16 protein-coding genes and 2 tRNA genes are annotated in these 16,183 nt (G+C 38.9%); 8 read left to right on the top strand and 10 right to left on the bottom strand.

All coding sequences use genetic code 11. From position 1 onward, the window contains the following. Positions 1-654: an energy-coupling factor transporter transmembrane component T family protein gene (locus J3U71_RS01980; RefSeq protein WP_220220553.1), complete on the top strand. Its 654-nt coding sequence runs from the start codon at positions 1-3 to the stop codon at positions 652-654. 54 nt (positions 655-708) lie between these two features. Here J3U71_RS01980 and J3U71_RS01975 read toward each other — a convergent pair whose 3' ends face one another. From J3U71_RS01975 to yycF, 9 genes are all read right to left on the bottom strand, one after another. Continuing rightward, on the bottom strand, positions 709-2,118 hold the full coding sequence (locus tag J3U71_RS01975) for a glycoside hydrolase family 32 protein (protein ID WP_267392598.1): 1,410 nt from the start codon (positions 2,116-2,118) through the stop codon (positions 709-711). A gap of 188 nt (positions 2,119-2,306) precedes the next feature. Then, positions 2,307-2,630: a LacI family DNA-binding transcriptional regulator gene (locus J3U71_RS01970; protein ID WP_267392617.1), complete on the bottom strand. Its 324-nt coding sequence runs from the start codon at positions 2,628-2,630 to the stop codon at positions 2,307-2,309. A gap of 103 nt (positions 2,631-2,733) precedes the next feature. Beyond that, positions 2,734-3,213: a 23S rRNA (pseudouridine(1915)-N(3))-methyltransferase RlmH gene (gene rlmH / locus J3U71_RS01965; protein ID WP_220268961.1), complete on the bottom strand. Its 480-nt coding sequence runs from the start codon at positions 3,211-3,213 to the stop codon at positions 2,734-2,736. 491 nt (positions 3,214-3,704) lie between these two features. Continuing rightward, positions 3,705-4,916: a S1C family serine protease gene (locus J3U71_RS01960; RefSeq protein ID WP_103752744.1), complete on the bottom strand. Its 1,212-nt coding sequence runs from the start codon at positions 4,914-4,916 to the stop codon at positions 3,705-3,707. 57 nt (positions 4,917-4,973) lie between these two features. Beyond that, a complete protein-coding gene (locus J3U71_RS01955; protein WP_267392599.1) occupies positions 4,974-5,771 on the bottom strand; it encodes an MBL fold metallo-hydrolase in 798 nt (265 codons plus the stop codon). Between the two features lie 15 nt (positions 5,772-5,786). Then, complete coding sequence (locus tag J3U71_RS01950) at positions 5,787-6,608, bottom strand: two-component system regulatory protein YycI (protein ID WP_220268959.1); 822 nt, start codon at positions 6,606-6,608, stop codon at positions 5,787-5,789. Positions 6,609-6,610: 2 nt separating this feature from the next. After that, entirely contained in the window at positions 6,611-7,945 is a 1,335-nt protein-coding gene (locus J3U71_RS01945; protein WP_220268958.1) for a YycH family regulatory protein, read from the bottom strand. Then, complete coding sequence (gene walK, locus J3U71_RS01940; protein WP_220268957.1) at positions 7,926-9,782, bottom strand: cell wall metabolism sensor histidine kinase WalK; 1,857 nt, start codon at positions 9,780-9,782, stop codon at positions 7,926-7,928. The genes J3U71_RS01945 and walK overlap by 20 nt, the downstream gene beginning before the upstream one ends. A gap of 63 nt (positions 9,783-9,845) precedes the next feature. Further along, a complete protein-coding gene (gene yycF, locus J3U71_RS01935; protein WP_220268956.1) occupies positions 9,846-10,562 on the bottom strand; it encodes a response regulator YycF in 717 nt (238 codons plus the stop codon). 138 nt (positions 10,563-10,700) lie between these two features. On the opposite strand from yycF, the gene J3U71_RS01930 reads away from it, so the two are divergent. Both J3U71_RS01930 and J3U71_RS01925 read left to right on the top strand, forming a co-directional pair. Next, a tRNA-Lys gene (locus tag J3U71_RS01930) sits at positions 10,701-10,773 on the top strand. A gap of 439 nt (positions 10,774-11,212) precedes the next feature. Continuing rightward, a tRNA-Lys gene (locus J3U71_RS01925) sits at positions 11,213-11,288 on the top strand. 71 nt (positions 11,289-11,359) lie between these two features. Here J3U71_RS01925 and J3U71_RS01920 read toward each other — a convergent pair. After that, entirely contained in the window at positions 11,360-11,848 is a 489-nt protein-coding gene (locus J3U71_RS01920) for a zeta toxin family protein (RefSeq protein ID WP_267392600.1), read from the bottom strand. Between the two features lie 148 nt (positions 11,849-11,996). Between J3U71_RS01920 and J3U71_RS01915 the strand changes: the two genes are divergently transcribed. The 5 genes from J3U71_RS01915 (at position 11,997) to J3U71_RS01895 (ending at position 16,153) form a co-directional block, all read left to right on the top strand. Beyond that, the gene (locus J3U71_RS01915) at positions 11,997-12,887 is read left to right on the top strand and encodes an alpha/beta hydrolase (RefSeq protein WP_267392601.1); all 891 of its coding nucleotides are present in this window, start codon (positions 11,997-11,999) and stop codon (positions 12,885-12,887) included. A 125-nt stretch (positions 12,888-13,012) separates the two neighbouring features. Beyond that, positions 13,013-14,098: a DUF4097 family beta strand repeat-containing protein gene (locus J3U71_RS01910; RefSeq protein WP_267392602.1), complete on the top strand. Its 1,086-nt coding sequence runs from the start codon at positions 13,013-13,015 to the stop codon at positions 14,096-14,098. A 141-nt stretch (positions 14,099-14,239) separates the two neighbouring features. Next, on the top strand, positions 14,240-14,554 hold the full coding sequence (locus J3U71_RS01905) for a PadR family transcriptional regulator (RefSeq protein ID WP_103752736.1): 315 nt from the start codon (positions 14,240-14,242) through the stop codon (positions 14,552-14,554). Continuing rightward, complete coding sequence (locus tag J3U71_RS01900) at positions 14,547-15,185, top strand: DUF1700 domain-containing protein (RefSeq protein ID WP_220232621.1); 639 nt, start codon at positions 14,547-14,549, stop codon at positions 15,183-15,185. Before J3U71_RS01905 ends, J3U71_RS01900 begins: the two co-directional genes overlap by 8 nt. A 2-nt stretch (positions 15,186-15,187) precedes the next feature. Continuing rightward, positions 15,188-16,153, top strand: a complete 966-nt coding sequence (locus J3U71_RS01895; RefSeq protein WP_267392603.1) for a DUF4097 family beta strand repeat-containing protein — start codon at positions 15,188-15,190, stop codon at positions 16,151-16,153. Positions 16,154-16,183 lie beyond the last annotated feature (30 nt).

Here is a 16,183-nt window from a genome sequence, read left to right as displayed (position 1 = left end):
ATGAATCCCAGTTTTAAATTCATTGTCGCTTTAATTATTTCGGTTGAAATATCTTTTAAAACCAGTCTAATTACCAACGTGCTAATTATCGGCTTTTGCACGTGCTATTTACTTTACTGCCACATGAAAGTTAAAAATCTCCTGTTAACTTTTACCGTGCCATTAATTGCGGCCTTTACCGTGTTTGCCACACTCTACTGGTTTGCACCTCAGCCTAATTTAACCAACGCTTTAAGTCTTTCTAGCAGAATCTACGTTTACACGCTGACAATCTGCTGTGTCGCCCAAAAAACTAGTGCCGAAGAATTGGCACGTTCATTTGAACAGAATTTTCATTTACCTAGCAAATTCGCATACGGGGTCCTAGCAGCACTCAACATTATTCCACGCATGCAAACTGCCGTTAAACAAATTCGCACAGCGGCAATGATGCGTGGCGTTTATCTTAGTTTTTGGTCTCCCGTTCTCTATTTTAAGGCTATCCTAGTCGCGCTTAACTCGGCCGAAAACTTGGCACAGGGAATGGAATCGCACGGCTTTCGCGAAGATGCCAAGCGCTCGGTCATCGTGGCTGTTCCCGTCAAACGCAGCGATTGGTTATGGGCCGCTGGTCTTTTATTAGCCACTAACGTTGCCTTATTTACATTAAAATAATAAAAGAGCGGCAGTGATGTTTTAACCACCACTGCTGCTCTTTTTAGCTAGAGTTTATCGCGCCAAAGTATAACCTTCGACTTTTGCCTTAATTCCTTTATCAGCGCTAAAGAAGATTTGCGGTTGATTCTCGGTATAATAACGCTCTGAAAAGACCAGTTCACCATCATTTAAGAAGAACTCAATCGAACTCGTATCAATGAAGATATGCAGTTTTAAGCTTGCGCTAGTCTGGAGATTGCCATAGCGTTTGTCATCCCCATCAGGTTTATCAGCGCGGATAGCCGTTACTTGCCCAGTTTTTTTATTCCAAGTTAATGAAACCAAATCTTGCTGTTTGCTCTCGAGCGTAAAACTAATTTCATTACCCGACCAAGATGACGTATTGGCTTCAAAAAGCAGTTCACAATGCTGCGGATCCGGCGTCGTGACCTCAAGGGATGTTACCACTCCCTCTTCAGCCATAATTTTTTCAGTTCGCAAACTCATTAATTCAGCAATCGGCTTCATATACAAATGACCAGAAGCATAACTTAATTCCCGCGGAACTGTCAGTGCACCCGACCAGCCGTCGGCTTGTTCCGGGAAGTTGGCATTCCACATATCCATCCAGCCAATCAAAATCCGCCGATGATCTGGGGCAAGCATTGTTTGGGCTGCATAAAAATCATGTCCATGGTCTAATTCTGTAAACGCCCCGTGAGTAAATATGTTCTGCTGATAATCCATTTTGCCACTAAAATAGCCTGTTTGAAACTCGTTTAAAAAGCGTAAACCATCGGATTCGATGCCTTGCGGCGAACACAATAAAATGTCGTGGTCTCCTAGTGTAAATAAATCGGGGCACTCCCACATAAAGCCCTCTTGCGCACTAGTTTGTGCGTTAGCAATTGGTCCCAAATATTCCCAGTCAAATAAATTTTCAGAGCGGTAAGTTAACGCCCGTCCTAAGCCATTTGCCGCCTGACTGCCTAAAATCATGTAATAATACTTGCCTTGACGCCATACCTTCGGATCACGGAAATGCTGCGTATTATCAGCTGGAGCAGCAGCAATGATTGGATTATGAGCATCTTTTTTAAAGTTAATGCCATCATCGCTATATGCAATATTTTGCGTTTCAGTAAACTGCGTATGATCATTCAGGTCATGATATTGGTGCCCTGTATAAATCAAATACAGCCGACCATCTTTCTCAATCGCACTACCTGAAAAACAAACATTTTGCTCGTCATCTGGTGCTAGGGCGATCGGTAACTCTTCCCAGTGCACTAAATCGCGACTGCGATAATGTCCCCAATGCATCGGCCCTTTTTGTGCGGAATAGGGATAATACTGGTAAAAAAGGTGGTAATAGCCTTTAAAAAACGAAAAGCCATTCGGGTCGTTCATCCATCCCCCCGGCGTAGAAACATGATACTTGAGGCGATAGCGCTCATTGGTAACTTTCACAGCTTCAGCCATTGCAAATTCCTTTCTAATCTAGCGGAATATCTTAATCACTGTCATTAAAACAGACTTTTTTATGTGATACAAACAATACAAAAGAGGCGCAGAAAAACTGTCCTCTTTTTGCTTAAGAATTATTTGTTTAATTCAATCATCAAGTTCCCGTGGCTTACCTCGGTTGCCGTATTTTTCCAAAATTTCGATCAATTGCTAGTACAAGCAATTTCTTTTTCCGGATTATTAAGACGATTGCACAATAAAACTTTATACCCCTGATTTGACAGTAAGTATTCAATGTCCTGAATCAATTCCGCATGAAACGGGATGCACATTTGACGGAAAATTAGGTCAACCGTATGTGTTCTTTTCTTATCTACGGCTCTTGCTAAGTTATTAGGATAATATTCCAGCTTTTTCATTGCTGCCTGCACCTTATCCCGCGTTTCTTGGCTAATATATCTCCGATTATTTAAGACCTGGGATACTGTTGCAGTAGAAACATTAGCCTCCTGAGCGGCTTCACGAATTCCGACTTTTTTTCATACTAAAACCTATCTTAATTTAAATTTTGACTTCTTTTTTCGGCAAATTATCGAGCCTGAAAAATTAGCTTTTTGGCCCCAATTTGTCTTATTTATGGTATGGACTGCCACTAATAATCATAAAGCAGCGGTAAATTTGTTCAATTAGAACCACTCGCATTAGTTGATGAGGCATTGTTAGCTTTCCAAAGCTCAATAATTCATCCGCACGCTTATTCACAGCCTGGCTTGTACCAAGACTGCCACCAATGACAAAAGTTACGTCAGAGTGGCCGTAAGTAGCCAAATCCTTTAATTCCTGTGCAAATGCTTCACTAGTTCTTTCTTTGCCCTTAATTGCAGTGACATAAACATATTCCTTGTCCTTTATTTTATTAAGAATACGCTGACCTTCAAGTTCTTTAACCTTTTCTTGTTCAGCAGCACTAAGTTTTTCTGGTGCTTTTTCATCAGGTACTTGCACTAACTCAACTTTAGCAAAACGACTGAGCCGCTTTTGATACTCGGCAATCGCGTCTTTAAAATATTTTTCTTTTAACTTACCTACACAGACGATTTTGATATTCATGTTTTCTATTTTATCCCCTAATTCTCATTGTTTCCACCTTGTTTTTCCACAGTTGTGCACAAGCAAAAACTACATTTTGTGGTCATTTTTGTAAACAGACGGCTAATTTGTGTTTGTAAAAAATATTTTTAAAAAACCCACTGAAATTACCCACATGTACACTTTTCACAGTTAACATTCACAAACTTTACCCGTAAAACACTGATTTGACGCATTGAACAATTGTTTGAATTATCAACTTTTTACTAATATTTACACACAAGTCACAGGTTTTCCACAGTGAAACGAAAACACTTTACCCCATTTTATGCACAATCCACAAAGTTTTCCACAGTTATCAACAAGGAAAAAGCAAGTCTTTTTTTCTTGACAGAAATAAAAGACGAACTATTTAATGTTTCTCATTATTTTTATTAGTAAAAAGGCCATACTTGTAGCTAAAATCGCCAAGTATAGCCTTTTTTATCTTCAATTAATGAATATTATCAAGATTAATTTGCTTCAAGTTTTGCATGTAAATTAATTTCTTTTCCACCGCGGTTAACCGTTAAAGTCACCGTATCACCGATTTTATGATTATACAAAATGGTGTGTAACGATGCAACATCAGTAATAACTTTATTGTCAACTTTTATTATTACATCGCCAACTTTAACTCCTGCATTAGCTGCCGCACTATTTTTATTCACACCCGCAATGTAAATGCCACTCTTCAGGTTGGACTTAATATTGAGGTGTTTACGGTAGCTTGAAGGAATTCCTTGCAGTGCAATTACTTTGATTCCAAGCTGCGGCCGAACAATTTTACCCTTCTTTACCAGTTGGTTAACAATGTTCACAACCTCATTAGATGGAATAGCAAAGCCCATTCCTTCAACGGAAGTCCCATCACTTGATTGCGATAGTTTCATCGAGTTGATTCCAATGACCTGACCAGCAGAGTTAACCAGTGCCCCACCGGAATTACCCGGATTAATTGCGGCATCAGTCTGAATAACTGTTTGCTGGTTGGCTGATGAAGAGGTAATACTACGCGCTGGTGCCGAAATAATCCCCTGGGTGACTGTGGATGCATATTCGCTTCCTAATGGTGAGCCAACCGCAATAACAGTTTGCCCGGCTTGTAAGCTCTTGGAATCGCCAAATTCAGCCGTTTGCGTTACGTATTGCCCATCAATTGCTAAAACCGCTAAGTCAGTCGTAGCATCGGTCCCGACAATTCTAGCATTCACAGTTTTACCGTTTGACAACATAACTTGAACTTTATCACTGCCAGAAACAACGTGATTATTAGTAACAATGTAGCCCTTGTTATTTGACTTCATATAGATAACACCTGAGCCTTCGCTGTATGTTTGCAGCCGGCCCTTGCCTCTAGCATTATCATCTTTGTCATCACCGAAAATATCAAAGATCGAATTGCTGCTACTGCTTGATTGCCGTTTCAAATTGATAACGGAAACAACAGCACCCTTCACGTCATTATATGCCGGCGTCATTACACCACTAGTTTTTGCACTATTTTTCGACGTTTTTGCACTATTAGAACTAATAGTCGTCTGTGCATTATTATTCAGATTTGCATTGTTAATTTGATCCAGGGCAACATAGGAAGCGCCGCCCCCAATTAAACCTGCGACAACACCAACAATGGCAGTTTTAACCAAACCATTTTGCTTGCGTCCAGAATTTCGATTGTCCATTTGTAATCTCCTTTACATATCTTTATTTAGTATACTGAAAAACATGTGCTTATTTTTTTAAATTTGTTCTAAATTAGTCGGCTCGTCTGGACCCGTTAACATAATTTTAACATCACTTGGTAAATTAGCATCGCCATTGACTAGGATTTGCTTAGCGGCATCGTAGGCCAACTTAGCTGTATTATTGTGCTGACTGCGATGTGCTAAAAAAATATGTTTTGTTTTATTAGAAACCACATCAAGTAGTGCTTGCCCCGCATCTTCATTGGATAAGTGGCCGATATCAGACAAAATTCGCTGTTTTAAAGACCATGAATACGGACCATTACGGAGCATCATATCATCATAATTAAATTCCATCATATAAGCATCGGCATCTTCAATTACCGCTTTGACTTTTTGCGATACATAACCTGTATCCGTCAAAAAGGCCATCCTTTTGCCAGCACTAGAAAAGACGTAATACTGCGGTTCGGCAGCATCATGGCTAGTGGCAAAAGCAGTCACGTCAAGATCACCAAAAGTCTTCGTTTGTCCGGGTTCAATAATATTCATTTGCTGGACGGGAATCTGACCAATTTTGTGCGACTCACTTAAATATTCCCATGTTCCACTGTTGGCAAATGCCGCAATTTTCGGATAGCGGCGCATTAATACCCCAAGTCCTTTACTATGATCAGAATGATCGTGGCTTAAAAAAGCCATATCAATGTCGTTAATATCAACTCCTACTTCTCCTAATAACGTTTTGATTTTCTTACCAGATAAGCCAGCATCCATCAAGATTTTATGCTGGCCAGTTTCAATCAAACTGGTATTACCAGTCGATCCACTAGCTAAAACAGAAACCCGCACACCAATTTTCCCTTTCTAATTTTTCTGGACATTATACGAGCTACTTTGCAAAATTTGCGCTGTAAAAGCATTAACCCGTTTAACCGTAATATTTTTGGTTGCTTTGCTTTCGACTAAAATCAACCAGGTAGGAAGCATTATGGTGCTGCCACGTACTTCAGTCAATTTAGAATAGCCCAATTTTACTTGAATTACCCGCGAGTTATTACTGATTTCACGGTCAGTATACATGGCCTTCACGGCATGCCATGGGCTAATAATTAGTTGCGATTCACGCACAGAACTAATCGGTCCCATGTAAGAAAGCGTGTAATTAGTAATCTGATTATTATGCACATTAATTGTCAATTGTGCATCACCATCATAAATTTGACCATAAGACGTCTTTTGCACATAGCAGTATGTATCATCCCCCGACATACTTTGGTCGTACACAAACTTTTTCCCATAAGGAACATTTTCCGGGTCATTTTTAAAATCTTCTAGCTGCTGCAAGATTTTTTTCCGATTACCATTGAGTAGTATTACAGCCTTAGGCGTACCCGTTAAAGAATTGTCCGCTTTTGAATAATGGGTTGTCACTTGCGTTAAGCCATCAGTTTTGCGGGAAAGATAGTCCCGATTTTTTGCTGCTAAATAATAGCCTGACTGCTGCTTATGTGACAGATGCAGGGGAAGGTCAATTCCATCTGCCCGCATTTCCGCTCTAATACTGGTGGAAGTCGTTCCTGCAGTCGAACTTAGACTAATCGGTGAGCGCCAGATTTCGATTCCTAGGTAAAGATCAATTAATAGGAAAACAACGAAAAATAGCCATTCAATTCTTTTTCTATCCATAATTACTTACCTTCTCCCTGACTTTTCACCGCTAGCTTATTAAAATCTTGCTTTTCCCAGGCTTGCGCACTCTTCCACTGGTCGTAGGCTTTAATGTAATATGTTGGAATCAAGTTGACCAAGCTATCATGACTATGATCTTTTTCAATTCGATATGCCACAATTATTCGTTGAATTTCCGTCTTTTTTAAACCGGCATTAACCAGACGCTGGATCACCGTGCCAGTAGCAGGCAGTGTCCGCGTTTGCCCATCATATGGAATGGGAATTTGCAGTTCTAAATTGCTAAAGGCAACTTCTTCGGTATCTTGCGTCAATTTTGTGCTGACCTGAGGGCTGTGTTTTCCCATGAAAACAGGCATGCCTTCAATGTAATTGCTATAGCTTAGCTTGTCCTTGGTTGTATCAAAATAACGCAAGTCCTGCTCACTTAGACCTAATTTGTGCACATACTCAACACTATTAATCAAGCGGTCATTTTCACTTAAATTTTTCTGCTTTTCATAACGGGTATAAAGCATGTCATGTCGGCCGGCTTTAGCATCGGGTACCCGCAATTTGGTGTAATAATTGAGTGAATACGTGGTCCACCCTTTTTTATTATTGCTTGAGGTAACATTTGCTGTACCTAATAAGCGCGAAACAAAATAAGAATCAGTCTGGGTATTGGTCAAGTAACTATAAACCCGCCAGTTTTCAGGTTGATCATAAAAAGTTTCGTAACTATTTTTCATCCGCACAAATTTAACCGGTTTTTTAGCTCGTGACTTAGCGGCATATTCACGCAAGCGATTAAAGTTAGCATTAGCTATTTCAACGCGATAGATCGTTGTCGTTTTATCATTGCCAAGGTATAAGACATCATTATTTGGCGAGATAAATGAGCGCCGGAACGTTTGATCCGTACTTTTTAAATTTTTCTTCGTAAACAAATTCACACTGACTTCATTAGGAAAAGTCAATTGCAAATACTTAGGGTCATTGAGCATCGCTTCATATTCTTTTTGACTGGAGCTAACTTCTCTAATGTTTTTATATTTTACTTTTTTTAGGTCTTTAATATATTCGAGTGGTAAGTTCTTTTTGGCATCATATAAGCGGTATGGCTGCCCATTTTTAAAGCCGTAAGCACTGGTCGGCAAATAAAGATTATAGATGATCCGGCTTCGACGACTGCGTGAATTTTGACTAACATTATTAGTTTGATCAATTCGACTAAAATATTGATCATTAGTCATAATAAAAATCCACAAGACGATTGAAAGGGCGAAAACGATAAAAGTACCGGCTGTTAATAATATTTCGCTAAACTTAAACCTAGACTTCATCCCAATCATCCCCTTCACTCATCGGTTCATATGGTAAAGCAATATAGAAGGTGGAACCTTTGCCTTCGCTACTATTAGCCCAAATCTTACCGTGGTGTTCTTCCACAATTTCTTTTGCAATGGCTAACCCTAAGCCAGTACCACCTTGTTCACGGGAACGCGCCTTGTCAACCCGGTAAAAACGATCAAAGATTTTAGAAAGATCTTCCCGCGGAATCCCCAAGCCTTGATCAGCAATGCTTAAAATGATCTGTTGCCGTTCTTGGCGCAATTTAATCGTAATCACGCCACCATCAGGCGAATACTTGATTGCATTATTCATAATATTATCAATAACTTGGGCAAACTTATCGGTATCTATTTCAACCCATAATGCCTGCGAGCTTAGATTTCGCTTAATGGTATATTTCTTTTTGCCTTCTTTAGTGTCTGTTTTTACAATCATGTCAAAGCGATCAAGAATATGAGACACGAAGTCATTAAAGTTGACCCATTCAACGTCTACTTTTGATACCCCACGATCCATGCGAGACAAGCTCAAAAGTTCATTAATCATCCGGATCATTCGCTCAGTTTCTTCTTGGGTAACCTGTAAGAACTGCGGCGCAATCTTAGGATCCTTCCATGCTCCCTCATTCAGGGTTTCAATATAGGCGTGCAGGCTCGTAAGCGGCGTACGCAATTCATGCGAAACATTGGATACGAATTGCTTTTGGGAATTTTCATTCTTTTGCTGCTCAGTAATATCGTGTAAAACACAAACACTACCAGAAACAAAGCCCGTCACTCTTTTAATCAGTGAAAAACTAGCATGTAAAATCACTTCATCGCGTGTGCCCTGATTAACAGTTAATACAATACCTTTTTGACTGGCTATTAAATCCTGCGAGGTTTCATCTAAGCCCAGAACGGAGGCGATTGGCTTATTAATAATTTGGTCCTCGGTGGTATTCAGAAAACTAAGTGCCATTTGGTTAACAACATTAACATTACCGTGTCGATCAGTCGCTAAAACCCCGTCACTCATGTGAGACAAAACGCTATCCAGCCTTCGCTGTTCACTTTCAGACTCTTCTTGTGAGCGCTCGATTCTGACAGACAATGTATTAAAAGCTTGCCCCAATTGTCCTAATTCATCATTAGAATATATTTTTACCTGACTAGAATAATCACCGTCAGCAATATTTAGTGCTTGGCTCTGCATCTCTTCAATTGGTTTAGTAATCGCATGCGACACGACTAAAGACAAGATGGCACCCATCACAGCGGCAATCAAAGAAGTGACCAAAAACATTAATGAAATGTTGCGTAGGTCATTAAAAACGCCCTGCATTGACGCTCGAACGTAAATTGCGCCGACAGTATTAGCCGAACCGTTACCGGCAGTAAGCGGTGTTACCTGAATCATAAAATCGCCGTGGTCATTAATTACCTTAGTTGCTTGCCTGCCCGTTGAGGTAACCTGCTTGACCAACGTATTATTGACCCGCTGTCCAATGCGCTTTTTATCATTTAGATTAGACACAGCCCGAATAATATCTTTATTATCAACAACAATAATTTCACTAATTGTGCCGATTCCATTGCTATAATCGCCAACAATCCGGTTTAAATTGCTGTTTGTATGCCGGTCGTCTTTTAAGAGCTGTGCGGACAACTGGTTGCTGACAATAGGAAGCACTTGAATTGAAGATTGAAAGTTTTCAATACTATTTTGTTCTAATTGGCGTGTAAAATAAGCCCCAATTACTTCGATTGTGGCAATGATCATCGCCATAAAGACAATGGCTAAAGTCGTATTAATCGAAATTGTTAAATGTTTAAACTTATTTTTTAGTTTCTTCATCTTTTTAATCAAATCAATATAAAAAGAAAGCTCGCATCGTGTTAGTTCTGCGGGCTTTCTTCATTATTCTTCAGTAGGCTGCTTTACATAATAGCCAACGCCACGGCGAGTCACTAAAATCTGCGGCTGAATTGGATTGTCCTCAATTTTTTCACGTAAACGGTGAACCGTTACGTCAACAGTCCGGACATCACCGAAGTAGTCATATCCCCAAACTGTCTGCAGTAAGTGCTCCCGGGTCATTACTTGATCCATATGTTGAGCCAGATAATAGAGTAACTCAAATTCACGGTGAGTCAACTCGATTTTTTTGCCTTCTTTTTCTACAATGTACGCGTCAGGCATAATTACCAAATTGCCGATGGCAATATTTTTAGTTGAAGTATCCTCGTTACTACTTTCAACCTTTTTAACTATGCTGCGCCGACGCAAATTAGCCTTAACCCTGGCAACCAATTCACGGTTGGAGAAAGGTTTAGTAACATAGTCATCGGCCCCCATTTCAAGACCCAATACTTTATCAATTTCTGTATCTTTGGCAGTTACCATAATAATCGGCATATCATGTGTCTGCCGCACTTCGCGGGCAACATCCAAGCCGTCCTTTTTTGGCAACATCAAGTCCAAAATCATCAAATCGGGATTATATTCATCAACTTTTTTGATGGCTTCTTCGCCATCATAGGCAGTGTCGACGTCGAAGCCTTCCTTAGTCAGGTTAAATTTAATTATATCTGAAATCGGTTTTTCGTCATCGACTACGAGAATTCTCTTTGGCATCGAAAGCCCCCTTTGCTTAACATTATACTGTTTTTTGCAACATTAGCCAAAAAAGTCACGAAAATTTAATAAAAAACCTTGCTTTTTGCTTGAAATAATAGCATAATAGTTCTCGTTGATCGTTAGTTCAGCAAGTTTGGGTGGCTAGCTCAGTTGGCAGAGCAACGGACTCTTAATCCGTGGGTCCAGGGTTCGAGCCCCTGGCCACCCATTATTTTATGAAAGGCAGCAATAGATTAATCTATTGCTGTTTTTTGTTTCAACAAGTGCGAATATTTTATCACGTTCTATTTGAATGTCAATCAATTCACTGCCAGTATGGGTATTGATGATTATTAATCACTAATTTTGATTTACTACCTATAATTATGCGGACGATTTTTTAATAGCTGACTAGTACTGAAATGGTTTTAATGCTTTTATAAGTTCCTTAAAGTCACTTTTACATCTGTTGCTTCTTTATCCAAAGATCTAAAAAAATAGTTTCCATTATTTAGCCATGTCGGCTCCGCTTATTTTTCTTTATTTGGCCATTTTTGAGTCAAAGTGAAAACTTTTTCTACAAAAAACAAAATTCTGCTAATTATTTTGCACAAAAACCTTGTCAAATGGTTTAATAATTGATATTATATTTAACGGTCAACAGAAACGGGTGGCTAGCTCAGTTGGCAGAGCAACGGACTCTTAATCCGTGGGTCCAGGGTTCGAGCCCCTGGCCACCCACCATAATGAAAATGGCACTGCAAGAAGTCGGTGCCTTTTTTATTGCCTTTTTTTGAAAGCGCTTTTCAATTTGTCTACTTAATATTAGTCACCACTTCTTTGACGCACTGCTTTAGTGAAGTGCTAGTAATCTTACACTCAATGCCGGTAAGAAAATCATTTTCTAACCACCACTTTTTCAAAGTTGTTTGCGCAAATGGATTGTCTTTTTGGCGGTTGTTTTGGACTGTCTGTTCAAAGGGAACATCGAGACAGTAGAAATAAGCATTTTTACCAATTCGCTGATAAAACTCTTTTAACATGCCACCATAAATCTGCTTAGGCAAAATTCCCTCTAAAATTGTCACCTGGTAATTTTGTAACCCCAAGTTAACCATGAAATTACGCAGCTCACGTGTGGGACTATCAGGCCGCTCTTTTACATGTAAAATCTCACGTCTTAAAATATCTTCCTGCAAAAGCAGACACTGCTCACAAGTGAAATATTCTTGTAGTTTTTTTGCTAAATTTGTCTTTCCAATACCCGAATTACCCCTAATAGCAATAAAAATCGGCTCAACCATCACTTTCCCTCTTTTCGTTTTTTGATTTTACAACTTACGCCTTTCATTGCCAACTTATTATCAATCTAGAAGCACTATGAGTTGCTTATTCTGCCATTCACTTTTATATTGATAGTAACTAATCTCGGCAAAAGGAAGCAAATTAATTATGGGTAAAAAAACTTCTCGCTGGCTATTTGGAATATTATTATTGCTATTAATCGGCATAGGCTTATTTTCTTGGCGCCAAAAGCAACAAAAGTATGCCGTGTCATCTTCTACAGCAATAACGCAAAACCAACAAAAAGCTGCCGCACACCAAGACACCATTCCAACAATCTATTTACATGGTTATGGTGCAGGCGCAAGGTCAACTAACAGCATGATTACTTACGCTGAGGAGCATGACAATGCGCATCGAGTTTTGACAGCCACAATTTCACGAAGTGGCCAAGTTAAGCTCTCTGGTTCCTGGCCCAAGAATACTAAAAGGCCACTAATTCAAGTTGTGTTAAAAAATAATACCAACAATGACTACTTTGTAACCCGTGAATGGATTCATAATTTGTTCTTACTGCTTAAGCGTAAATATCACATCAGTCGCTATAATACTGTTGCCCATTCAATGGGCAATTTAACGTTTTTGTTTTATCAAATAAAGTATGGGCAAAATAATGCGTTGCCGAAACTCAAAAAGCAAGTTAATTTAGGCGCACCTTTTAACGGGATTATTGGCATGGATGACCAGCCTAATCGCAATCGCCTTGAAAAAAAGGGCAAGCCGAAATATTCTTCTTCCACCTACCAATACTTATTAGAGCACCGCAAGGACTATCCAAGAGGAGTAGACATTTTAAACATTTTTGGCAATAAAGAAGATGGCACAAATTCAGATGATGCGGTTAGCGTCACCTCTGCCCGTTCTTTACGCTACTTAGTAGGAACAAAAGCCGCTAGCTATCATGAAATTGAAATTAAGGGCCCCGGTGGTCAGCATAGCAAATTACACGAGAATAAAGCAGTCGCTAAGAAGATTGACCAATTTTTATGGCATAACTAGTTGAATGATTTAGGCAAAAAGGATTATTCATAAATATTTAATAAATAATGGCGTATACTTATATATAGTTGAGAAATTTCCCTATTAAAACTAGTGACTTCAAATTTTTAGAATAGGAGAAAAAGATGACTCAAATAATCGATGACTACATTGCTAGTCTAGCTACCCAATTAAATGCGTTATCCGCAGCCCAAAAAGAGGATGCACTCAATTTTTATCGTGCATTTTTAAGAAATGGTGATTGCCAAAGTAAAGAAGAGATTTTAATGGAGCTTGGTACTCCCGCCGCCCTTGCCAAAAAAATCAAGGCTGATTATAAGCAGATTACCCAAATAACAGCACCACCGACTGACGAGAAAAAAACAAGTGATGGCTATTTCTTAAATTTTCACGCTAAAAAGACCCCACTGCAAAAAAGGACAATGCAACCCGGTGAGTTCTCAATAATTAGGCTCAAAGTCCGGAATAGTAAAATATTTATTCATCCGGGCCAACAGTTTAAAATTAATGTGGCTGATTATAGCAATTGTGCAATTGATATCCAGCTTAAAAATCATGTGTTGCTAATCAAGGAGAAGGAAAACAGACCTGAAAATCGGCGAATTATAATTAACCGCCGCCTCCCTAGCTGCTCGGTTGAAGTTACCGTTCCCTTTCCTGATTCACTTACTTCAATTAATGGTAGTAACCAAGATGGCAGCATTATTTTGCAAAATCTACACCTGCAAAATTGTTCACTACAAAAACAGGATGGAAAACTATTTTTTAACAATTTAACAATAGCTCAAGAATTAATTGTTTCTTCAAAAGATGGCAACACTATCATCACTCAATCGCAAATTACCAGTTTTGTTTTACAAACCCGGAATGGTAATTTTGATTTCAAACGTAGTATTTGCAGTCAACTAGAGCTACAATTAAAGGATGGGAATATTAACATTAAGCAATGCCATCTTAATCTTAAAATTACTGCTAAAGATGGTAATTTGCGAATTATTCAAAGCCAGCTGATTGATGGAAACTTCATCCAAGTTTTAGATGGTGCATTACGGTTAAAGCAATTGAATCATGACCTAAATTTAAAAATAACGACCAAAAAGGGCAATATTACTTACCGCGGTTCTAGTATCGGCAGTCGCTTTAACAGTAAGAGTAAGGAAAAGGACTCCTTGCGCATTATTGCCAAAAATGGTGACATCATCATGGCATGAATTCAATCTTTTTGTCACAAAAGTTTCAGAAAAGCAGAGCTTTGATGCCCTGTTTTTTTCGTTAAAAGTAATTTAATCTTGTCAATTTAAAGATTCTAACTTAGAATGCTATATAACATATAATATTAGGGGAGGGGAGTCATGGCTATTCAAATACCCACTCGGTTATTGGACGGAGCGGTTTTAGCTTTTCTAAAGCACGAAGATTTATACGGATATGCATTAACGCAAAACGTGCAAAAGGTTTTTGACATCTCCGAATCGACAATCTATCCGGTTTTGCGCCGATTGAAGAAAAATAATTATTTAACCACTCACGATGAACCATTTCAGGGCCGTAACCGGCGCTATTACCACATTACTGAAGACGGTCTAGCACTATTGGCAACCATTCAAGATGAGTGGCAGGACTTTAACAATAAAGTAGATCAAGTGTTGGGAGAAGAAAATGACTAAAGTAATTGATGACTATATCTTTGAGTTAGAACAAAATCTAACTGATTTGCCAGAAAAAGAAAGTCAAGATATTCTTGAGTTTTACCGCGAATACTTACTTGATGGCGATTTTGTTAGACGGTCAACTATTGAGCAGGAATTTGGAACTCCTAAACAATTAGCAATTAAAATTTTAGCTGATTATTCGACTAATAATAATACTTCCCCAATTAAAGCCAAGGCTCCACGGTCAAATTTAAAGGCTATTTGGTATATTCTGCTTGGTCTATGCGCTGCCCCGATTGGAATCCCACTAATTTTGGCCATCTTTTTGTTCTTGTTTGTGTTCATTGCCATTTGTGCGGCCATCTTTGTTGCCTTTATTACGGTTTTATTAAGCCTATTCATTGTCGGTGGCTTTACTTTTCTTAAGTCAATCGCTCTCTTATTTACCAGCAACTGGGCAACTGGCTGCTATTATCTGGGGATTGTCCTTATTTGCCTTGGGGGTTTTCTTCTCATCTCGCCGTTTATTGCCAAAGTAATCAACTTTTTGATTGCGGAATGTGCCAAACTGATGCAATTTATGGGGAAAAAGTTCTTCAAGAAAAATTATTATCAAACCAATTCTAACCAGAAGAAGGAGAATTAATCGTGAAAAAGTTTTTTCAAATAAGTGGCGCGATCCTAATTATTGGCTTTATTTTATTATTCATCGGTAAGCTCAATCACGGTGATCAAAATATTGCACGCACACACACAGGCATTTTCAATACTCTTAATTGGCAGCACAAAACCCAACATAAAGACGACGATGATGATGACTATGACGATGACGACGAAGATTACGATGATGAAGATGATGACGACGACGATGATGACGATTCATCACGACAATTTCATGAAAGTCAAACTTATAATGTGGCAAGCTTTGATAAAATCAAGCTTAAGGCTGGTAGACCAGACATCCGTATTTCATTAGGCAACAGCTTTCAAGTAAAAGTTAGCGGCAAAAATATTAAGACGATTAATACTGGTGTAAAAAGCGGTATCTTAACCGTTGAAGATCACGACACCCAAGAGAAAAATGATGGCAACTACGAAGTCGCAATTACCGTCCCAAACGCAAACGCGGTTAAGTCAATTACTGGTACATGTGCTGATGGCAATTTTGCGTTGAGTAATTTAAATGTCGCTAGCCTTGATTTAAGGGTTAACAACGGTGATTTTAATTTAGCTAAGGTTAAAGCCAAAACCGCTGATTTACACATAGGCCCAGGAGATTTAAAGATTGCTAATTCAAGAATAGCAAACAGCAATCTATACTTAGATGTTGGTGATGTGGAAATTAATAGTAGCCAAATTAAGACCACTGCCTCGTTAAATGACAGCGATATTGAAATTAAGAATTCAAAACTCCTTGGAAATAGTACCTTTAAATTAAACGACGGTGATTTTGAATCATATCAGATGACTAATATCAGTTATGATTTATCAACTACTTCCGACAGTGATATCGAAGTTAAGGGTCGTGAGCAGCGAAAGCATTATAAGAAAATCTATCACGGCACTCCTTTACTCAAAATAATCAGTAAAAGCGGTGATATCGAAATCAACTAGGTTCAAATCATCTGACAAGCTAACACCTTT

It is taken from the genome of Lactobacillus sp. B4015, assembly GCF_026536055.1.
GTDB lineage: Bacteria > Bacillota > Bacilli > Lactobacillales > Lactobacillaceae > Lactobacillus > Lactobacillus panisapium.
This window is presented reverse-complemented; position numbering and strand designations above follow the sequence as displayed.